This window comes from Nocardia uniformis NBRC 13702, from assembly GCF_001613345.1.
GTDB lineage: Bacteria > Actinomycetota > Actinomycetes > Mycobacteriales > Mycobacteriaceae > Nocardia > Nocardia uniformis.
The window spans coordinates 1-20,945 of record NZ_BDCE01000067.1; the positions used below are offsets into that span (position 1 = coordinate 1).

Below are 20,945 nucleotides of genomic sequence, written 5' to 3' on the forward strand. Positions count from 1 at the left end.
CCCTCACCAACGACGCCGACCGCCAACGCATGCGCGAGGTGGTGGTGTGCCCGCAACGCCCGGACGGGATGTCGGAGATCAAGGGCTTCCTCGACCCCACCCTGCGCGCGGTGATCGACATGATCCTCGCCAAATGGGCACGCCCGGGCATGTGCAATCCTGCCGACACCGAAAGCCCCACCGCCACCGACGAGTGCGTCGATACCACCCGCTTGGAGGCCGCCGCCGCGCGTGATACCCGCACGGTCGGGCAACGCAACCACGACGCCCTGCTGGCATTCCTGTCCGCCGGTGGCGGGCCGGAATCCCTCGGCACCCACCGGGGGTTGCCGGTCTCGGTCATCCTCACCATGAGCGTCACCGACCTGGAGAAGAAAACCGGCGTCGTGACCACCGCCTCCGGTGGCACCGTCTCAGTGCCGGAAGCACTGCAGCTGGCGCAGAAGACCCACGCCGCACCCCTGTTGGCGATCTTCGACCCCCACGGCATGCCACTGCATCTGGGCAAAGCCCGCCTGGCCAACAAATGGATCCGCTACAGCCTCACCGCCGCCGAACGCGGCTGCACCCGCCCCGGCTGTGACGCACCCGCGACCATGTGCGCGGTCCACCACGTCGTCGACTGGTCCAAGGACGGACCGACCGACATCGAGAACCTCACCTTCGCCTGCGACGCCTGCCATTCGTTGATCAACGACACCGACGGCGGCTGGGCCACAATCAAACTCGGCCCCGACTCCGCTCATCCGGGCCGCACAGGGTGGCAACCACCCCGCACGATCGACCGCGCACGGCGACCACGCGTGAACCTGCGCCACCACCCCGAACGAGTCCTGTCGGGCATGCTCTCCCGCCACCGCACCGACCGCACCCGCGATCGCGATCGCGATCGCGCAGCGGAGCAACTTCGCGCGTAACCGCACCACCGCGGCCGCACAGCGCAGCCCGTAATCCGCACGACCGGCCCGCGACCGCACAGCGGAGCACCCCCGCGCGTAAACACGCCTCCCACCACACACCCCGATCGGCCAACCCTGATCGGTGACCGAACAGGGGGTCTCCCCCCAGCGCGACAACAGTTTCCGCACGCAGCTCTTCATCAAAATCTCGAAATCAGCATCCGTGCAGTCCCCCGGCTGGAACGCAAGACCACGGCTCCCAAGTCGCGTCAGCGAAGGTCAGGAAAGACACCCAACGCAACCACACTTCATGCTCTTCATCTTTTAATCTTGCCAGCGAACCGCGACCCCCGAACGGATCTGGTTTCCAACACCACCACCTCCCCCGAACAAGCACCAACTCCCCCCCCTCAATCCCCATAAAAGACCACCCCCACACCGCAACATTCCAGCCCCCACCACTACGAAGCCCTCCCGGCAACAAACCTCCGACCCCCCTCCACCCACACCCCCCGCCGCCAAACCTCCAACAACGGCGTCCCCACCGCAGTAGGCCCCAACCAGGCAATCAACTGCGCACCCCCATACAACGGCCCATCAATCGCATAACTCACCACCACAGTCGCAGTGACCAACGCGATGTAGGACCCGCCGAGCCCATGGACATAGGCATGACTCCAACCCCCGGCCCGCCCCACCGCATACCGGCCGAGACTCGCCAAGCCGACAGTTAGCACGGACACCGGGATCAGCCACCACAGCTCGTCGCGTCGAACTACGACCATGATGATCGCCGAAACGCCTACAGCAACAACCATTCCCAGATAGAGAAAGCCGAGATCGCCTGCCCGCCGCCATCTGTGAGCATCAGCCCACATGAGCACCGGCCCGAGCAGCAGCCCGACTGCGCCGGTCACGATATGGAAGGTCAGCAGCGTCGCGTATCCCGACATGACGAGCTCCTACATGGCTCGATGGTGCTTGTACGAACCGGATTCCCATCCGGTGAGCATCCGGAACACCAGCACCGCACCCCACGGCACGATGACCCAGAACGGCCAGAAGTACGTCAGTCCCCCCACACCCAGCGAGACCATGCCCCAGATGAACAGGCACAGCACACCGACGCCGAGCCAGGCGCCACCTTCGATCCGCTGCCAGATCGGCACCCGCGAAGGCTTCGACATAACAGCGGTTTTCGACAGTTTCGGCAGGTCCGACAGCACCAAGGCCAGCGCGTCACGGGTGGGTGTGGCGTAGACCTGTGCCACGCGCTCGTCGTATTCGGTCAGGTTGATGCGCCCCTCGGCCATATGGCGACCGAGCTGTTCTACAACGTGTGCACGTTCGGCGTCGGAGGCGCGGGTGCCGGTCGCGATGTCCATGTCTCGAGTCCTCTCAAGATATTCCAATGTGGAATGTAGGACTAAGCATAAACCTCCACAGTGGAATGTCAATGTCGACACTCGGAGAACTCAAGTGAAGGCAGGTGCCAGCACATTTGCCAGCAGGGGTGATGGGTGAGATGGTTAGGACAAGTTCTCGCACAAGGAGTCATCGTGGATCTCGACTGGTCGCCTGACGATCTGGCCTTTCGTGACGAGGTGCGCCAGTTCCTCGACGAAAAGTTAACCCCTGATCTTCGCCGCGCCGGGCAGTTGGCGACGAGCGTCTACCCCGATCACGAAGCCAGCATGGAGTGGCAGCACATCCTGCATGAGCGTGGCTGGGCCGCTCCCGCCTGGCCGGTGAAGTACGGCGGCTGCAAGTGGAGCCTTACCCAGCACTACATCTTCGGCCGCGAATGCACCCTCGCGGGCGCGCCGAACCTCTCTCCCATGGGTATCCGCATGGTCTCGCACGCCATCATGGCGTTCGGCACCGAGGAGCAGAAGAACTACTTCCTGCCCAATATCCTGACCGGCGAGGTGTTCTTCTGTCAGGGCTATTCGGAGCCGGAGGCTGGTTCCGACCTGGCTTCCCTGTCCATGGCCGCGGTCGACGACGGCGACGATCTGGTCGTCACCGGCTCCAAGATCTGGACCACCCACGCCACCGAGGCGAACTGGATCTTCGCCCTGGTACGTACCTCCAAGCAGGCGAAGAAGCAGCAGGGCATCACCTTCGTCCTCATCGATATGCGCACCCCGGGCATCGAAATCCGCCCGCTGGTCATGACTTCCGGCGAGCAGGTGCAGAACCAGGTCTTCTTCGATCAGGTGCGGGTACCGAAGGCGAATGTGCTCGGCAAGATCGACGATGGCTGGACGGTTGCCAAGTTCCTGCTGAACTTCGAGCGCGGCGGCGGTGCGGCAGCCCCCACACTGCAGGTGATGGCCGAGGAATTGGCACAGGCCGCCAAGACCCAGACGGGCCCGAATGGTGGTGCGCTGATCGACGATCCGGCATTCGCCGCCAAACTCGCCGATGCCCGCATTCGCGCGGATGTGCTGGAGATCCTCGAATACCGCACGCTGGCACTGGTTTCCAGTGGTAAGGATCCCGGTCCGGCCGCCTCCACCATCAAGATTCTGGGTACCGAGCTGAGTCAGGTACTCACCGAACTGGCTCTTGAGGCCGCCGGTCCGCGTGGCCGCGCCTACCAGCCGCACGCCACCATGCCCGGCGGCCCGATCGCCGATTTCACCCCGCCCGCAGACGGTTTCGTCTCCGGAGCGGAGTGGCAGGCGGTCGCGCCGCTGCGGTACTTCAATGACCGGGCGGGCTCGATCTACGCCGGTAGCAACGAGATTCAGCGCAACATCATCGCCAAAGCCACGCTGGGACTGTAGACATGGACTTCAATTTCACTCCTGAGCAGGACATGCTCCGTACCACTGTCACGGAGTTCCTGGCGGCGCGCTACGACCTCGAAAGCAGCCGCGCCGCCGCCCGTCTCGGTGCGGGCTGGCAGCCGGAGATCTGGCGCAAGCTGGCCGAGGAAGTCGGCATTCTCGGTGCCAGCCTGCCGGAATCGGTGGGCGGGATCGGCGGCGGACCGGTCGAGACCATGATCATTGCCGAGGCACTCGGCGGCGCTCTCGTGGTGGAACCGTATATCGACACCGTCGTCGTGGGTGGCGGGCTGCTCCAGCGCGCGGGCGGCAAGCGGGCCGAGGATCTGCTGTCCGGCATCGCGGCCGGTGAGGTGATCACCGCCTTCGCCGCGCTGGAACCGCATGCCGGGTACGACTACCAGCATGTTTTCACCACCGCTGCCCGTGACGGCGACGGCTGGGTGCTCGATGGCAGCAAAATCGTGGTGACCACCGCGCCCATCGCCACCCATCTGCTCGTCACCGCCCGCCAGGAGAGCGGTGAGATCGCGCTGTTCGTAGTGGATTTCGATGCCGCCAACCTGGCCGCCGGAATCACCGTGGACACCTACCGCACCATCGACGAGCGCCCCGCCGCCGACCTGACCTTCACAGGTCTGCGCCTGCCCGCCGACGCGCTACTCCTCGACGACGCCGCCGACGCGGTGACCGCCACCCTGGACGAGGCCATTGCCGCCGTCTGCGCCGAAGCGGTCGGCGCTATGCGCAAGGTCTTGGGCGATACCGTCGACTACACCAAGCAACGCCAGCAGTTCGGTGTCCCGATCGCCAGTTTCCAGGCGCTGCAGCATCGCATGGTGGATATGCTCCTGGAGCTCGAACAGGCCGTTGCCGCCACGTATCTGGTGACCCTCAAGCTCGACGCCGACCCGGCCGAGCGCGCCAAGGCGGCCTCCGCCGCCAAGGCCACCATCGGCCGCGCCGCCCGTCGTATCGGCCAGGAGGGTGTGCAATTGCACGGTGCCATGGGGATGACCGAGGAACTGGCCATCGGCCATCTCTTCAAACGCCTCACCGCTGTGCAGAACGAATACGGCAGCACCGACTATCACGTGGCGCGCTACGCGGCCCTCACCCGGCCGTAGTTCCGCCGGATCGACGGCGTGACGAGGCGCACAGTCGCAACCCGTCACGCCGTCGACCGCTGTCTCGTCCAAGTGGTGTGCCCAACAACGGGCACCGGAGAAAGGACGAGCACATGTCGCGCTTGAATCTGCCGCGGATCGCGCCTGAGGTCTACAAGGCGTGGGCGACGGCCGAAATGGCTATCCGGAAGGGCCCGCTCGACCCAGTGATCTTGGAGCTGGTGAAAATCCGCGTCTCCCAGATCAACGGCTGCCTCTTCTGCATCGATATGCATACCGTCGAGGCCCGCAAAGAGGGCGAGTCCGAACAGCGCATCTTCCACCTGAACGCCTGGCGGGAATCGACGCTGTTCACCGAGACCGAGAAGGCCGCGCTCGAATATGCCGAGGCGGCAACCGAACTCGGACCGCACGGCGTATCCGACGAGATCTGGGCCGCCGCCGAGAAACACTTCGGCGAAGGCCAGCTCGCCGGCCTGGTCGCCATGACCGCGCAGATCAACCTGTGGAATCGGATCGGTGTCCCGCTGCGCCTACAGCCCGGCGGTTACTGACCTGCCTCGAGTGTCAGCTCCACCAGCGGCACGGTATCGATGCTCTGACCGGTCGCCTGTTCGATGACACCGCTCAGTTCCCGGTACGCCGCCGGGTGTACCTGTTCGTATTCGGCGAGAACAACTTTGGCGTCCGCCGACGACATCGTGGTCGCGGTGGCCGGAACCCGATACTCGAATCCGATGCTCACCCAGCACTTCGGATTCGATTGCAGGTTCCGGTACCACTGCGACGTCGTCCCGAACCCCGAGGCCAGGATTACGGTATGCGGATCCGGCCGGGAAACCGCTTCGAGGGCCACGTACCGCGACTCCCCCGATGTGCGGCCGATATGTTCCAACAGCAGCACCCGTCCGCCGAACAGGAATCCGAGTCGCGCCCGGAACAGTCCGATCGGGGCTCGGACGAACCAGCGCGTCCGGAGCAGCTTCGCACCCAGACCGGACATCACGACAGATCCTCCAGCGCTGTTTCTATGGCCCGATGAAAGGTGGGATACGCGTAGATCATTCGGCGCAGCGTGCGCACCGGAACCTCCGCGTGCACGGCGACGGCCAAGGCGCTGAGCACCTCACCACCGCACGGCCCGACCGAGGTCGCGCCCACCAGGATGCCCCGATCGGCGTCCTCGATGAGTTTGATGAAGCCCTGATTGCCGACCTTGTGAATCCAACCGCGCGTCGAGGCCGCGATGTCGGTGCGACCGACCCGCACCGACAGTCCCGCCTCGCGCGCCTGCGCCTCGGTCATGCCCACCGCACCGACCTCGGGATCGGTGAAGGTAACCCGCGGCACGGCGTGATACTCACCGGATTCCGTTATGTCGCCGAGGATATCGTTCGCGGCAATCCGGGCCTGATACATCGACACGTGGGTGAACGCGCCCTTGCCGGTGACATCGCCTATAGCCCAGACTTTTTCGGCGGCGCGCATATGGTCGTCGACCTCGATACCCTTGGCCTTCTCATCCAATCCGATTGCGCCGACACCGAGTCCGGACAGATCGGTGTGGCGTCCGGTGGCGACGAGCATGTGCTGGGCGTAATGCACATCGTCGTCGGTGTGGACGATGAATCGCACGCCGTCGTGGTCCACCCGATTCGGCGTGATACCGGTGCGGACCCTGATCCCCTGCGCCGCGAATACTTCCGCTAGCAGTTCCGCCGCCTCCGGTTCATCGCGCGGCACCATGCGGCTGCGCACCAGCATGGTCACCGCCGTGCCGAAGCGCGCGAACACCTGGGCGAACTCGCATGCCACCGGCCCGCCACCGAGCACGATCATGGATTCGGGCGCCTCGGTGGCCGCCACCGCGTCGCGGTTGGTCCAGTACGGCGTATCGGCCAGACCGGGGATAGCCGGCACCACCGGGGCGGTACCGGGATTGAGCACGATTGCCCGCTCGGCCCGAAAAACCCTCGGCCCATCGGCGGTATCGACGGTCACCTCCCCCGGAGCGCTGATCCGGCCCCACCCGCGCACGAACCGGCCCCCGGCCTTCTCGAACCGCTCCACCGCGGCGGCGTCATTCCAGTTGTCGGTGGCCTCGTCGCGAATACGAGTGGCGACCGGGCGCCAATCGTGGCGAACCGTCGCCGATCCGGCCAGGGCGTCCATCCGCCGCGCTTCGGCCACCACCCCGGCCGCGCGGACCATCATCTTCGTGGGAATGCAGGCGTAGTAGGGACATTCGCCGCCCACCAGGCGGCCTTCGACACCGATCACCGACAGTCCGGCTTTGGCCAGTCGTGTCGCCGCGTCCTCACCACCGGGTCCCAGACCGATTACGACCGCGTCCACTTCCTCGACTGTCATGCACACCTCTTTCGCCGGTGCTGATTCGCTGCCGACTCAACGATAGGTCGACACGCCAGCGGTGCGGGTCGCGACCCGGACCACAACCTCCTAGCTGGGAGTTTCGGTCGCCCACGCTATTTTGATCTTGGCGTATTCTGCTGCGGTGACCGCGCGAGGAGACGTCGTATCCTGCAGGTATGCATGCCGCTCAGATGGCCGAGGAATTCCCCATGGTGTCCATGGACTCCGGTGCGCTGGACGCGGCCAGGATGCTGGCGGAGCATCGCCTACCCGGCATTCTGGTCACGGGCTCCGATGGATATCCGGAGGCGGTGCTGCCCGCCGCGCAGGTGGTGCAGTTCATCATCCCGAGGTATGTGCAGGACGATCCGTCGCTGGCGCGGGTACTCGACGAGCCGATGTGCGCCAAGGCGATATCCAAGCTGCGCGGCAAGACGGTGCGCGATGTGATTCCGGAGAAGTTCATCAAGATTCCGTTCGCCAGGGCGGACGACACCATTATCGAGCTGGCCGCGGTGATGGCCCAGTACCGCTCACCCCTCATCGCGGTATTGGACGGGAAGCGGCTATTGGGCGTGGTCACGGCGTCCCGATTGCTGGAGGCCGCGCTGCGGGACTCGTCGCCGCAGGGCTGAGGTCGCCGGGGCGCACCTCGTGACCGCCGTCGCGGTCGCGGTATTCGTCGTCGCCTACGGCCTCATCGCCTCGGAGCGCATCAACAAGACCACCGCCGCACTCGGTGGCGCGGCGATTGTGCTCGCGCTGGGGGTGGTCGGTTCCGACGACGCCTTCTTCTCCCACGACACCGGCGTCGACTGGAATGTCGTCTTCCTGCTGCTCGGCATGATGATTATCGTCGGCATACTGCGGCAGACCGGCGTATTCGAGTACGTGGCGATCTGGGCGGCCAAGCGCGCCAAGGGTTCTCCGCTGCGAGTGATGATCCTGCTGACGCTGATCACCGCGGCCTCCTCGGCCTTCCTCGACAATGTGACCACAGTGCTGCTCATCGCCCCGGTCACCCTGCTGGTGTGCGAACGGCTCGAGGTGTCGCCGACGCCCTTCCTGATCGCGGAGGTCCTCGCCTCCAATATCGGCGGCGCGGCCACCCTGATCGGTGATCCGCCCAATATCATTATCGGCAGCCGAGCAGACCTGTCGTTCAACGACTTCCTGGTGCACATGACACCGATCGTGGTGCTGGAGCTACTGGTGTTCACGCTGGTGCTGCCGTGGTTGTTCCGCGGCTCGTTCGAGGTCGATCCCGCGCGCGCGGCCGATGTCATGTCACTCAATGAGCGGGAGGCGATTCGGGATCCGCGCCTACTGACGAAATCCGGAATCGTGCTCTTTGCCGTGTTCATCGGATTCGTCGGACATTCCGTATTCCATATCGAACCATCCGTGGTGGCGCTGCTCGGCGCGGGTGCCCTGGTGCTGATTTCCGGTCTGCCACAACGCGATTACCTCTCGGCCGTGGAATGGGAGACGCTGCTCTTCTTCGCCGGATTGTTCATCATGGTCGGCGCACTGGTGAAGACCGGCGTCATCGCGCACCTGGCCGGACTGGCCACCGATGCCACCGATGGCAATGCCCTGCTGGCCACCATGCTCATCCTGGTCGTCTCCGCACTGCTGTCCGGAATCGTCGACAACATCCCCTACGTCGCGACCATGAGCCCCCTGGTGTCCGAACTGGGCGAGAGTATGGGCCGGCACTCCGAGACCCTGTGGTGGGCGCTGGCCCTGGGAGCCGACTTCGGCGGCAATCTCACCGCCGTCGGGGCCAGCGCCAACGTGGTCATGCTCGGTATCGCCCGCCGCGCCGACAACCCGATCTCATTCTGGGAATTCACCCGGAAGGGCATTGTGGTCACGGTGATAACGGTGGCGGTCGCCGCCCCGTATCTGTGGCTGCGATATTTCGTATTTGCCTGATCATTCGTGAGAAACGGCACATTACGGCGAAGATCTGCGTGGCGATTTCACATACGGTGGGTGTTGGAACGAGAATTGCCGCGCCATGCCTGTGTCATCCACCTCTTCGTCCACCACGCCCACCGCCGAGCTGGGCGGTGCCACCGCGCGCCGTGTCGACTACCGACACGACCTCGACGGTCTGCGCGGTATCGCCATCGCCCTGGTCGTCATCTTCCACATCTGGTACGGCCGGGTATCGGGCGGCGTGGATGTCTTCCTGGTCCTGTCGGGATTCTTCTTCACCGGCATGCTGCTGCGGCGCGCCGACACCGGCTCGGTCGGGGTGGTCCCGACGCTGCGGCGGACGCTGCGGCGACTACTACCCGCCATGGTGGTGGTGCTGGCCGCGGTAGCGGTGGCGACCGTGCTGCTCCAGCCGTACACGCGCTGGTCGGATATGTCCGCGCAGACCCTGGCGTCGCTGTTCTATTACCAGAACTGGTACCTGGCGACATCCTGGACGAACTACCTGGCGGCCGATCCGGCGGTGAGCCCGCTCCAACATCTGTGGTCGATGTCGGTGCAGGGGCAGATGTACCTGGTGATGCTGGTGGCGGTAGCGGCGGTGGCGTGGGGGTGCCGACGGTTCGGGCGGACCCGGCTGGTGGCGCTGGCGGTGGCAGGGACGTTCGGAGCGCTGTCGATCGCCTCGTTCATCTATGCCGCGCAGGGGGTTTCGACACAGCAGGGGTGGAACTACTACGACACCTTCGCGCGAGCGTGGGAGCCCCTGGTGGGCGCGCTGCTGGCGATTGCCGCGCCGTACATCTCACTGCCTCGTATCGCGCGGTCGGTACTCGCGATCGCGGGTCTGGCCGCCGTCCTCGCCTGCGGCTGGCTGGTGGACGGTGCCGCCCGATTCCCGGGACCGGACGCATTGCTGCCGGTGGGTGCGACCGTCGCGCTGATCGCCGCGGGCGCGAATACCGGTGCGGCCGAACAGCCGTGGGTGAGCCGACTACTCGGCACCGCTCCGGCGGTGCGGCTGGGATCGCTGGCCTACTCCCTATACCTGTGGCACTGGCCGATTCTCATTTTCATGCTCGGCGAACGCAATATCCGCTCGGCGGGTCTCGTCGGCGGAATCGCGGTCATCACCGCGTCCCTGTTACTTGCCTACGCCACCAACCGGTTCATCGAAGAGCCGCTGCGCATGCGCGCCGAACCCACCGTCTCCCGTTCACACCGGCTGCGTATGGGCCTCGCGATATCGACCGTCGGCCTGCTGCTGATCGGGGGCACCGCCGTCTGGCAGGTGATCAATGGCGGCAAGCAGCAGCCCGTCGGCAATCTGGATCCGGTCCGCTATCCGGGCGCGGAGGCGCTGGCCAACGGCGCGCCGGTACCGCAGGCCGAAATGCGCCCGACCATCCAGGAGGCGCCTGCCGACAATTCCTACCCCACCCGGGACAACTGCATCTCCGACTTCGATACCCGTGCGGTCATCACCTGCGAATACGGCGATACGACCGCGGAGCGCACCATTGCCGTCGTCGGCAATTCCCATGCCGAACACTGGGTTCCGGCCCTCCACGAGTTGGCCTTGGCGCACCACTTCCGCCTCACCGTTTTCCTGAAGATGGGCTGCCCGCTCACGGTGGCCGCCGAGCCCATGTACAAGGGTCTGCCCATTCCGGACTGCCGCGACTGGTCGCAGGAGGTCATCGACCGCCTCGCCGAGGATCGCCCCGACTGGGTCTTCACCACCAGCACCCGTCCCGCCTCCGACGGCGGCGACGAAACCCCCGACGACTACCTCGATGTCTGGTCGGCGCTGTCGAACCGCGATCTCAATGTCCTCGCCATTCGGGACACCCCGTGGTTGCGCCGCGGGGACGTCCGCTACCGCGCCATCGACTGCCTCGCCGCGGGCGGCGACCGCTTCGAGTGCGGGATGAAGCGCACCGACGCACTGTCACCGGTCGATCCGGCCGCGGCCCCCGCCGCGAACTTCCCACAGGTCTACACCCTCGATCTCAGCAACGCGGTCTGCGAACCGGAGGTATGCGCGGTCGTCGAGGGCAATATCCTCGTCTACCACGACGAACACCACTTCACCGCGAGCTACGCGCGGTCTCTCGCACCGGAATTGGGCAGGCACCTGAACCCTATTCTCGGCTGGTGGTAGCGGGCTGCTCTGTCAGCAACACCGCGAGCTGATCGCGAACGTCGGCGAGCGGGCGGGTGGATTTCAGCGCCCGCGCCTGAATGACCGCGCCCTGTATCGCACTGAGTAGCGAGCCTGCCAGCGAGCGCGCCCGGTCGGCGGGAATTCCATCGCGAGACAACGCATTCGCTACCAACTCGGTCCACTCCTCGAAGGCGTGGGCCGCGGCGGCCTGCACCCGGGGTTCGGATTCGGCCAGCGCCGCACTGACCACCGGGCAGCCCGCGGTGAACGAGGTGGTCTCCAGATTCTTCCGCCACCAGTTGATCAGGTGCTCGAGCCACTGCCGCGCCGACCCGACCGCGGTGATCCGGGCGAGAACAGCCGTCATGCGCTCCCCCGCCACCCGCGTCGCCTCCTCGACCAGTTCGCCCTTCCCCGCCGGGAAGTGCTGATACAGCGAATTGCGGGAGGCCCGGCTGCGGTCGAGCAGCGCGGCCAGTCCGGTGCCGTGCACCCCCTGCTCCCGCACCAGTTCGATGGCGCTCTCGATCAGCCTGTCACGCGGTCCGGCACTCACGGGGCCTCCTCACACTGCCTTGCGTGAACCGATCGGTCCATGTTCCAATCATGACAGATGTGGACCGATCGGTTCACCGAAAGGATGGAAAATTCATGACCACCGCCGAGATCGACTACAGCAAGCTGTCCGGTCTGGAACTACTGCGGACCGCCATGAATCTCCCCGACCGTCCGCCGTTCATCGGCGACCTGCTCGGTATGGGGGTCGAATCCCTCGAATACGGCAATGTCGTCTTCACCCTCGAGACCCGCCCGGACTTCGCCAATCCGCTGGGTTCCACCCACGGCGGCATCTGCGCGACCCTGCTCGACTCGGTCATGGGGTGCGCCGTCCACACCACCCTCGAAGCGGGTATCGGCTACACCACCCTGGAACTGAAGATCAATTACATCCGCGCGGTCCCCACCAGCGGCCGCAAGCTCACCGCCACCGGCACCACCATCCACGTCGGCCGCACCACCGCCACCGCCGAGGGCCGCGTCGTGGACGACCAGGGCCGCCTGGTCGCCCACGCCACCACCACCTGCGTCATCTTCCGCTGACGAGACCGCGGAACGGATACCGCTGATCGAGGTCCAGATTGAGTTCCACGACATTCACGCGCGGCTCACCGAGGAACCCGAGGGTGCGGCCTTCGGTGTGCGCCTCGACTACCGCGCGCACCTGATCTTCGGTAGCACTGCGGGCCTTGGCGATTCGCGCCACCTGGATGGCCGCGTACTCCGGGGAGATATGCGGGTCCAGGCCGCTGGCGCTGGCGGTGACGGCGTCGGCGGGCACCGCGGCCCGCTGCGGCGCATTCCCGAGAATCGGGACGACCCGACCGATGGCGTAATCCTCGCCCGCGACTGCGCATTCGACCCGCACACCCCGGTACTCGGCCAGGAACGGGTTCTTCGTGGTCGCACACGGTTCGTTGACGCTGACCACCTTGACGGGGTGATCGACCTCGCCGTCTGCCGCGCGCGGGCCGATGACCGACAGCACCGCGCCGACCCCGGCCGGGGTGCAGAACTCGCGGCGGCCGTCCACACCCTCGAGTTCGCCGACCTCCCTGCTACGCGCGCACACCATGGTGAGCAGGCTGGGGCGGTCGGCGGAATCGATCATGTCCTCCGGGCCGAGGTTGGTGGCACCGGTGGACAGCGGATCGTAGCCGTCGCCGGCCGCCGAGGGGCGGCTCTGGAAGTACTGCACCAGAGCCTTGCCATCGGAATCGGTGAAGGACTGCCCGATCAGGCTGGAGCCCACCGTCTTTCCGTCGGCTTCGATGAGCGAGCCATCGGCACTGTCTTTCAGTCCGGGCACTTGCGCGACCGCGAAAACCGCCAGGGGATAGACGATTCCGGTGATCACCGTGAGCACCAGCAGCGCGCGCAGCGCCGCCAGATGTTGCCGGATCCAGGTTGACTTACGCATATCAGGACATCCCGGGGAGGAATTGGACCACGAGGTCGATGAGTTTGATTCCGATGAACGGCGCGATTATGCCGCCCACGCCGTACACGGCGAGATTGCGGCTCAACAGCTTCGACGCCGCCGCCGGACGATACGAAACACCCTTGAGCGCCAACGGAATCAGCACCACGATAATGATCGCGTTGAAGATGACCGCCGACAGGATCGCGGACTGCGGACTGGTCAGACGCATGATGTTGAGGACGTCCAGGCCGGGGAACAACACCACGAACAGCGCGGGAATGATCGCGAAGTACTTGGCGATGTCATTGGCGATGGAGAAGGTGGTCAGCGCGCCGCGGGTAATGAGCAGCTGCTTACCGATCTCCACGATCTCGATGAGCTTGGTCGGATCGGAGTCGAGATCGACCATATTTCCGGCTTCTTTGGCCGCCGAGGTGCCGGTATTCATGGCGACACCCACATCGGCCTGTGCGAGCGCGGGCGCGTCATTGGTGCCGTCACCGGTCATGGCGACGAGGCGGCCGCCGTCCTGCTCGCGCTTGATGAGCGCCAGTTTGTCTTCGGGCGTGGCCTCGGCGAGGAAGTCGTCGACACCGGCCTCATCGGCAATGGCCTTGGCGGTCAGCGGATTATCGCCGGTGATCATGACGGTCCGAATTCCCATGCGGCGCATTTCGTCGAAACGCTCACGCATACCCTGCTTGACCACGTCCTTGAGGTGGACGACACCGAGCACCCGAGCCTGACCGTCCACCAATTCGCCGACGACCAGCGGAGTACCACCGGCGGCGGAGATACCGTCCACGATCGTGCCGAGTTCCACGGGCACCTCGCCGCCCTGGCCCCGCACCCATTCGGTCACCGCGCTGGCCGCGCCCTTCCGCAACCAGTGGGTACCGAGATCCACACCTGACATGCGGGTCTGGGCCGTGAATTCCACCCAGTGCGCGTGGGTGAGTTCACCGGGGGTGCGCTCGCGCAGCCCGTACGCCTGTTTGGCGTAGACGACAATGGAGCGACCCTCCGGAGTCTCGTCGGCGAGACTCGACAGCTGCGCGGCACTCGCCAGCTCTTCCTCCGAGATACCTTGCAGGGGAAGAAATTCCGAGGCCTGCCGATTGCCGAGGGTAATGGTGCCGGTCTTGTCCAGCAGCAGGGTGTTCACGTCACCGGCGGCCTCGACCGCGCGACCGGACATGGCGAGCACATTGCGTTGCACCAGCCGATCCATACCGGCGATGCCGATGGCCGACAGTAGTGCGCCGATGGTGGTCGGGATCAGGCAGACCAGTAGCGACACCATCACGATGCCGGTGATTCCGTGCGCATCCAGCGCCGAACTATCCGGCACGCCAGGGTTATTGGCTTTCGAGAAGATCGCCAATGGCTGCAGTGTCGCCACCGAGAAGACAAAGATGATGGTGAGCGCGGCCAGCAGGATATTGAGCGCGATCTCGTTCGGCGTCTTCTGCCGACTCGCGCCCTCGACCAGCGCGATCATCTTGTCGATGAAGCTCGCCCCCGGCTCCTGGGTGATCTTCACGACAATGCGATCCGACAGCACCGTGGTGCCGCCGGTGACGGCCGAGCGATCGCCGCCGGACTCCCGGATCACCGGTGCGGATTCACCGGTAATTGCCGATTCGTCCACGGAGGCAATACCTTCCACGACATCACCGTCACCGGGGATGACCTGGCCGGCCTCGACCACCACGTGGTCGCCGCGTTGCAGGTCCGGAGCGGCGACCCGCTCCTCGACCACACGGGCACCGGGCGCCCAGTCGACCAGCCGCCGGGCGACGGTGTCGGTCTTGGCCTTACGCAACGTATCGGCCTGCGCCTTACCGCGCCCCTCGGCGACGGCCTCGGCCAGGTTGGCGAACAGCACGGTCAGCCACAGCCAGACCACAATGGCCCAGCCGAAGAAGCTGGGATCGGCCAGCGCCAGGATGGTCGCCCATACCGCCCCGATCTCGACGATCAGCATGACGGGGTTGCGCCACATGGTGCGCGGGTCGAGTTTGCGGAAGGCGTCCGGCAACGACTTCAGCATCATCTTCGGGTCGATCAGCCCGCCGGGTCCGCGCTCCTTACGCGCCGATCCCCCTGCGGGAGTGGCATTTTCAATAGTGGGAGCAGTCATGTCAGTGGATTCCTTCGGCGAGCGGCCCGAGCGCGAGCGCGGGCAGGAAGGTGAGGGCGACCAGGATGACGGTCACGCCGACGACCATGCCGACGAACTGCGGCCGGTGGGTCGGGAGCGTGCCGATCGACTCGGGAGTGGTGCCCTGTCGGGCCAGCGAACCGGCCAGTGCGAGAACGAAGATCATCGGCAGGAACCGGCCGAAGGCCATGGCCAGACCGAGTGCGGTATTGAACCACTCGGTATTGCCGGTCAGACCCGCGAAGGCCGAACCATTGTTATTGGCGGCGGAGGTGAAGGCGTACAACACCTCCGATAAGCCGTGCGGTCCCGAGTTCAGCATGCTCTCGCGTTGTCCGGGCAGCGCCATGGCACACGCGGTGCCGATGAGCACCAGCAGCGGGCTGACCAAGAAGTAGGCCGCGGCCAGCTTGATCTCACGCGGAGTGATCTTCTTGCCCAGGTATTCCGGAGTGCGGCCGACCATTAGACCGGCGACGAAAACCGTTATGACAGCGAGGATCAGCATGCCGTACAGACCGGAACCGACACCGCCCGGCGCGACCTCACCGAGCTGCATATTGAACAGCAGCATGGCCCCGCCGAGGCTGGTGTACGAGTCGTGGAACGAATCCACCGACCCGGTCGAGGTCAGCGTGGTCGATGCCGCGAAAACGGCCGAATTCGCCACGCCGAACCGCTGTTCGACGCCTTCCATCGACGCGCCGACAGCGGTCGGCACCGTGCCGTGATGCTGCAGCTGGAAGAACATCGTCAGCGACCAGCTGACCATTGCGATGGTGCCCATGACCGCCGCGATGGCGAAGCCCTGCTTCGTGCTCCCCACCATACGACCGAAGGTGCGCGGCAACGAGAAGCTGATCACCAGCAGCAGGAAGATTTCGAGCCAGTTCGTCCAGGTGGACGGGTTCTCGAACGGATGGGAGGAGTTGACGTTGTAGAAGCCGCCACCATTCGTACCGAGATCCTTGATGGCCTCCTGACTGGCGACCGGGCCACCGGGCAGGGTCTGCTGGGCACCGGTGACGGTATCGATCACGTGGTCGTTCAAGACGAAATTCTGTACCGCGCCACCGGCCACCAGCACGATGGCCGCCAGGAATGAGATCGGCAGCAGAATCCGGATGGTTCCCCTCACCAGATCCACCCAGAAGTTGCCGAGGTCGCCGGTGCGCGTGCGGGCGAAGCCACGCACCAGCGCGATCGCGACCGACATACCCACGGCCGCGGACACGAAGTTCTGTACCGCCAGACCACCCATCTGGACCAGATGCCCATAGGTGGATTCGCCGCTGTAGTTCTGCCAGTTCGTATTCGTCACGAAGCTGACGGCGGTGTTCCAGGCCAGCTCCGGGGTCAACTCGGTGCCCGGATCATTCAGGTGCAGCGGCAGTTTGCCCTGCAGCAGCTGAAAGAAGAAGAGGAACAGGATGCCGACCGCCGAGAAGGCGAGCACGCTGCGTGCGTAGACCGCCCAATTGTGCTCGACACCGGGCTTCACTCCGATCAGGCGATAGATCAGCCGCTCGACGCGAGAATGCTTGGTGCCGTTGTAAACCCGGTACATGTAGTCGCCCAGCGGAATATGGACCAGGGCCAGCGCGATGACCAGGGACGCCAGAAAGACGATCCCCGCGGTTGTCGTGTTCACCTAGAACCTTTCCGGAAACAGCAGCGCTGCGATCAGGTAGACGGCGATGCCGATAGCCAGTACCAGACCGATAATGTTCTGGGTCACAGCCGCTCTACCCCGCGTTGGATCAGGCCGAGCAAGGCGAAAACCGCCACCGTCAGCACCGTGAACACCACGACGGACATAAGTTGAAACCTTCCTCTCTGCGGCGCGACCGGAGATGCGCCGGAGTGAGTCAAGCGCTCAGTTGGCTCGGTTTCGAGATCGTTTACGGCTTCTTAGCGTGTCCGGGCCCCGCTTTGACGAGTCGCTTACAGCAAACTCGCGGCGTACCGCCGAATGCCGTCAATGCACCCGGCGATCCTGTAAAGAAGTCGCTAATGCTCGACCGATCGGCCACCACGGCGGTAGACAGTGTGGAACCTCGATCCGAGCGCCTCGGGCGCATATCGAAAAGGAGATGTCAGTGCCGGACATAGCGTGCACCCTGCTGGTGATCTTCGGCTTCCTGGCCGGTGCGCTGTGCCTGCGGATACTCGCTGGAGCATCCGCGCCGAAGCGGGTGCGAGTGCGGGTGCCGCGTACTGCGAACCGCTCCCCGCGCGCGATGATCAGGCCGTGAAACGCGGGCAACTACGTATTTATCTGGGTGCGGCTCCGGGGGTAGGCAAAACCTTCTCGATGCTGTCGGAGGCACATCGCCGTCTCGAACGCGGCCGGGACCTCGTCGCGGCCGTGGTCGAGACCCACGGACGTGAGAAGACCGCACATATGCTGGCCGGTATCGAGCGCATCCCGCCCAAGCTGATCGAATACCGCGGCACCACGCTGCCGGAGCTCGACGTGGACGCGGTACTGCGGAGACAGCCCGCCGTGGTGCTCGTGGACGAGCTCGCGCACACCAATGTGCCGGGCGGTAAACACGAGAAGCGCTGGCAGGACGTGCACGAGCTGCTGAACGCCGGGATCGACGTGATCTCGACGGTCAATGTGCAGCATCTGGAGAGCCTCAATGACGTGGTCGAGCAGATCACCGGGGTCGTGCAACGGGAAACCGTGCCGGACTGGGTGGTTCGCGGGGCCGATCAGGTCGAGCTGGTGGATATTACGCCGGAGGCGTTGCGGCGCAGGCTTTCCCACGGAAACGTCTATGCCGCGAACAAAGTGGACGCCGCGCTGCGCAACTACTTCCGGCCCGGCAATCTGACAGCGCTGCGCGAGTTGGCGCTACTGTGGCTGGCCGATCAGGTCGATGCCGCGCTGTCGAAATACCGTGCCGACCACCAGATCACCGCTACCTGGGAGGCGCGAGAGCGCGTCGTGGTCGCCGTGACCGGTGGGCCGGAGTCGGAAACCATCGTGCGCCGCGCCAGCCGTATCGCCACCAAATCCAGTGCGGCCCTGATCGTGGTGCACGTGGTGCGCGGTGACGGCCTGGCCGGGGTCTCGCCCCAGCGGCAGGGACGGCTGCGGGATCTGGCCACCAGTCTCGGCGCCAGTCTGCACACCGTCACCGGGGACGACGTGCCCACGGCCCTACTGGATTTCGCCCGGCAGGTGAACGCCACCCAGCTGGTGCTGGGTACCTCGCGGCGATCGCGGTGGGCACGCATGCTCGACGAGGGTATCGGCGCGAGCGTGGTGCAGCAGTCGGGCAAGATCGACGTGCACATGGTGACCCACGCGGAGTCCAAGCGGGGGCTGCGCTGGGCGCTGACGCGGCGCGAACGCAGGCTCACCTCATGGGCGGCGGCAGTGCTGGTGCCGTGGCTCATCTGCGCGGTGAGCGCACTGTGGCTGGACCGGTTCCTCGAGATCGGCGGCGAGAGCGCGCTGTTCTTCATCGGCGTCATCGCGGTATCTCTCCTGGGCGGCATCGCCCCGGCGCTGCTGTCGGCGCTGCTGTCGGGGCTGCTGCTGAACTGGTTCTTCACCGACCCGCGCTACAGCTTCACCATCGACGAACTGAACAATGCCCTCACCATCGTGGTGCTGCTGGTGGTCGCGGTGGCGGTGGCGGCGCTGGTGGACGTGGCGGCAAAACGAACCCGGGAGGCGCGCAAGGCTTCTCGGCAAGCCGAACTGCTGACGCTGTTCGCGGGCGCTGTGCTGCACGGCGCGGATCTGCATGCCCTCCTCGAACGCGCGCGGGAGACCTACCGGCAACGCGCGGTCAGCTTCGTCACCGACGAGGGCGTCGTGGCATCGGTCGGGGAAGATCCGCCACAGCGAGCCGACGACGCCGACAGCGCCCTGGAGGCGGGCGACGATTCACACTGGCTACTGCTCAGCGGCGGTCGACTCGCGCCCAACGACCGCCTCGTGCTGGGCGCGGTCGCGAATCAGGCCGCGGGACTGGTCAATCAACGACAGCTGCGGGAGGAAGCCAGTGCGGCGCAGGCAGTGCTGGAGGCCGACAAACTGAGGCGGGCGCTGCTGTCGGCGGTGAGCCATGACCTGCGCACCCCACTGGCCGGGGCCAAGGCCGCGGTGTCGAGCCTGCGCAGTGACGACGTGGAATTCTCGCCCGAGGACACCGCCGAATTACTGGAGACCATCGAGGAATCGGTGGACCAGCTCACCGCACTGGTAGGCAACCTGCTCGACTCGTCACGGCTCATGGTGGGCGTGGTACAACCGCAGGTACGGCGGGTGTACCTGGAAGAGGTCGTGCACCGGGCGCTGGTCAGTATGGGCACGCGCGGTCTCCGGCGAGCCGCCATGAACCGGGTGAAGGTGGAGGTCGGCAGTGTGTCGGTGTGCGCCGACGGCGGACTGCTGGAACGAGTGCTGGCCAACCTGATCGACAATGCGGTGCGCTACGCCCCGGCCGACGCCCCGATCCGGGTGACGGCGGAACGAACCGGCGATCGCGTGGCGATCACCGTCGTCGATGCCGGGCCGGGGGTGCCGACCGGCATGGAAGATCAACTGTTCGAGCCGTTCCAGCGGCTGGGCGACCGGGACAACTCCGTCGGGGTGGGGCTCGGCCTATCGGTGGTGCGCGGCTTCGTGGACGCCATGGGCGGCACCGTGCACGCCGAACCGACACCCGGTGGAGGATTGACAATGGTGATCGACCTACCCGCCGGGGGCACTGGCTCCGAAGACTCCCCCGAGGGCTGCACCGAAAACAAGAACTCAGAACAGGAGAACAGGTGACGACATCGGCCGCGGCGCCGACCAAAGTCCTTGTGGTCGACGATGAACCACAGATTCTGCGCGCCTTGCGCATCAATCTGTCGGTACGCGGCTACGAGGTGATCACGGCCGCGAACGGCGCGGCGGCGCTCCGGGCCGCCGCCGAGAAACATCCGGACGTGGTGGTGCTGGATCTGGGCCTGCCGGATATGGACGGGATCGAGGTGCTCGAGGGGCTGCGTGGATGGTCGACCGCACCGGTGATCGTGCTGTCGGCGCGCACCGACTCCTCGGACAAGGTGGAGGCGCTCGACGCGGGCGCGGACGACTACGTGACCAAGCCGTTCGGCATGGACGAACTGCTGGCGCGGTTGCGCGCCGCGGTTCGTCGCGGTGCCGCCGGCGGCGATGCCGCCGAGCCGGTGGTCGAGACCCCGTCCTTCACCGTCGATCTCGCGATGAAGAAGGTCACCCGCCACGGCAAGGATGTTCATCTCACCCCCACCGAGTGGGGCATGCTGGAAATGCTGGTCCGCAACAAGGGGAAGCTGGTCGGCCGCCGGGAGTTGTTGCGGGAGGTGTGGGGTCCGGCCTACGCGACCGAAACCCATTACCTGCGGGTGTATCTCGCGCAGCTGCGCCGCAAGTTGGAGGACGATCCCTCACAGCCGAAACATCTGCTGACCGAGGCCGGTATGGGATACCGGTTCCAGGCGTAACC

The 20,945-nt window shown here is 65.6% G+C and carries 20 protein-coding genes; 11 read left to right on the plus strand and 9 right to left on the minus strand.

Annotation, left to right across the window (positions count from 1 at the left end; all coding sequences use genetic code 11):
- The coding region (locus NU1_RS24790; RefSeq protein ID WP_157552993.1) for an HNH endonuclease signature motif containing protein at window positions 1–917 on the plus strand (917 nt) is incomplete at its 5' end.
- A gap of 443 nt (window positions 918–1,360) precedes the next feature.
- Here NU1_RS24790 and NU1_RS24795 read toward each other — a convergent pair.
- Together NU1_RS24795 and NU1_RS24800 are read right to left on the minus strand one after the other, a co-directional pair.
- A complete protein-coding gene (locus tag NU1_RS24795) occupies window positions 1,361–1,852 on the minus strand; it encodes a hypothetical protein (RefSeq protein ID WP_067524763.1) in 492 nt (163 codons plus the stop codon).
- Between the two features lie 9 nt (window positions 1,853–1,861).
- Window positions 1,862–2,284, minus strand: a complete 423-nt coding sequence (locus tag NU1_RS24800; RefSeq protein ID WP_067524765.1) for a DUF1707 SHOCT-like domain-containing protein — start codon at window positions 2,282–2,284, stop codon at window positions 1,862–1,864.
- Between the two features lie 174 nt (window positions 2,285–2,458).
- On the opposite strand from NU1_RS24800, the gene NU1_RS24805 reads away from it, so the two are divergent.
- The 3 genes from NU1_RS24805 to NU1_RS24815 all read left to right on the plus strand — a co-directional run bounded on the left by NU1_RS24805 (window position 2,459) and on the right by NU1_RS24815 (window position 5,375).
- Window positions 2,459–3,691: an acyl-CoA dehydrogenase family protein gene (locus NU1_RS24805; protein ID WP_067524767.1), complete on the plus strand. Its 1,233-nt coding sequence runs from the start codon at window positions 2,459–2,461 to the stop codon at window positions 3,689–3,691.
- Window positions 3,692–3,693: 2 nt separating this feature from the next.
- The gene (locus tag NU1_RS24810; protein WP_067524770.1) at window positions 3,694–4,821 is read left to right on the plus strand and encodes an acyl-CoA dehydrogenase family protein; all 1,128 of its coding nucleotides are present in this window, start codon (window positions 3,694–3,696) and stop codon (window positions 4,819–4,821) included.
- A 113-nt stretch (window positions 4,822–4,934) separates the two neighbouring features.
- Window positions 4,935–5,375 carry a carboxymuconolactone decarboxylase family protein gene (locus tag NU1_RS24815; RefSeq protein ID WP_212761796.1) on the plus strand — a complete coding sequence of 147 codons (441 nt, stop codon included), beginning with the start codon at window positions 4,935–4,937 and terminating at the stop codon, window positions 5,373–5,375.
- Here NU1_RS24815 and NU1_RS24820 read toward each other — a convergent pair.
- Window positions 5,369–5,824 carry a nitroreductase family deazaflavin-dependent oxidoreductase gene (locus tag NU1_RS24820; RefSeq protein ID WP_067524772.1) on the minus strand — a complete coding sequence of 152 codons (456 nt, stop codon included), beginning with the start codon at window positions 5,822–5,824 and terminating at the stop codon, window positions 5,369–5,371. The genes NU1_RS24815 and NU1_RS24820 overlap by 7 nt on opposite strands.
- A complete protein-coding gene (locus tag NU1_RS24825) occupies window positions 5,824–7,191 on the minus strand; it encodes a dihydrolipoyl dehydrogenase family protein (protein WP_067524774.1) in 1,368 nt (455 codons plus the stop codon). The genes NU1_RS24820 and NU1_RS24825 overlap by 1 nt, the downstream gene beginning before the upstream one ends.
- Before the next feature lie 179 nt (window positions 7,192–7,370).
- Here NU1_RS24825 and NU1_RS24830 point away from each other — a divergent pair, with 179 nt between their 5' ends.
- From NU1_RS24830 to NU1_RS24840, 3 genes are all read left to right on the plus strand, one after another.
- Window positions 7,371–7,829, plus strand: a complete 459-nt coding sequence (locus NU1_RS24830; RefSeq protein WP_067524775.1) for a CBS domain-containing protein — start codon at window positions 7,371–7,373, stop codon at window positions 7,827–7,829.
- Between the two features lie 19 nt (window positions 7,830–7,848).
- Entirely contained in the window at window positions 7,849–9,132 is a 1,284-nt protein-coding gene (locus NU1_RS24835; RefSeq protein WP_067524776.1) for an ArsB/NhaD family transporter, read from the plus strand.
- Between the two features lie 85 nt (window positions 9,133–9,217).
- Window positions 9,218–11,302: an acyltransferase family protein gene (locus NU1_RS24840; protein ID WP_084521776.1), complete on the plus strand. Its 2,085-nt coding sequence runs from the start codon at window positions 9,218–9,220 to the stop codon at window positions 11,300–11,302.
- Here the strand turns inward: NU1_RS24840 and NU1_RS24845 are convergent.
- Window positions 11,283–11,861, minus strand: a complete 579-nt coding sequence (locus NU1_RS24845) for a TetR/AcrR family transcriptional regulator (protein WP_067524778.1) — start codon at window positions 11,859–11,861, stop codon at window positions 11,283–11,285. The genes NU1_RS24840 and NU1_RS24845 overlap by 20 nt on opposite strands.
- 95 nt (window positions 11,862–11,956) lie before the next feature.
- Between NU1_RS24845 and NU1_RS24850 the strand changes: the two genes are divergently transcribed.
- Entirely contained in the window at window positions 11,957–12,406 is a 450-nt protein-coding gene (locus NU1_RS24850) for a PaaI family thioesterase (RefSeq protein ID WP_067525041.1), read from the plus strand.
- On the opposite strand, the gene NU1_RS24855 is transcribed toward NU1_RS24850, so the two are convergent.
- The 4 genes from NU1_RS24855 to kdpF are packed head-to-tail and all read right to left on the minus strand — an operon-like array spanning window position 12,393 to window position 17,188.
- Window positions 12,393–13,283 carry a potassium-transporting ATPase subunit C gene (locus NU1_RS24855; RefSeq protein ID WP_067524782.1) on the minus strand — a complete coding sequence of 297 codons (891 nt, stop codon included), beginning with the start codon at window positions 13,281–13,283 and terminating at the stop codon, window positions 12,393–12,395. The genes NU1_RS24850 and NU1_RS24855 overlap by 14 nt on opposite strands.
- Before the next feature lies 1 nt (window position 13,284).
- Entirely contained in the window at window positions 13,285–15,429 is a 2,145-nt protein-coding gene (gene kdpB, locus NU1_RS24860; protein ID WP_067524784.1) for a potassium-transporting ATPase subunit KdpB, read from the minus strand.
- 1 nt (window position 15,430) lies between these two features.
- A complete protein-coding gene (gene kdpA / locus NU1_RS24865; RefSeq protein WP_067524785.1) occupies window positions 15,431–17,101 on the minus strand; it encodes a potassium-transporting ATPase subunit KdpA in 1,671 nt (556 codons plus the stop codon).
- Window positions 17,102–17,188, minus strand: coding sequence for a K(+)-transporting ATPase subunit F (gene kdpF / locus NU1_RS43410; protein WP_245720307.1), 87 nt, complete (start codon window positions 17,186–17,188; stop codon window positions 17,102–17,104). It abuts the gene before it with no gap.
- Between the two features lie 361 nt (window positions 17,189–17,549).
- Between kdpF and NU1_RS41740 the strand changes: the two genes are divergently transcribed.
- Genes NU1_RS41740 through NU1_RS24880 form a run of 3 tightly spaced genes read left to right on the plus strand, consistent with a single transcriptional unit; the run spans window position 17,550 to window position 20,943 of the window.
- Entirely contained in the window at window positions 17,550–17,705 is a 156-nt protein-coding gene (locus tag NU1_RS41740; RefSeq protein ID WP_157552996.1) for a hypothetical protein, read from the plus strand.
- Entirely contained in the window at window positions 17,702–20,245 is a 2,544-nt protein-coding gene (locus tag NU1_RS24875) for a DUF4118 domain-containing protein (RefSeq protein WP_067525043.1), read from the plus strand. Before NU1_RS41740 ends, NU1_RS24875 begins: the two co-directional genes overlap by 4 nt.
- A complete protein-coding gene (locus NU1_RS24880; RefSeq protein ID WP_067524788.1) occupies window positions 20,242–20,943 on the plus strand; it encodes a response regulator in 702 nt (233 codons plus the stop codon). Before NU1_RS24875 ends, NU1_RS24880 begins: the two co-directional genes overlap by 4 nt.
- Window positions 20,944–20,945: the final 2 nt, after the last annotated feature.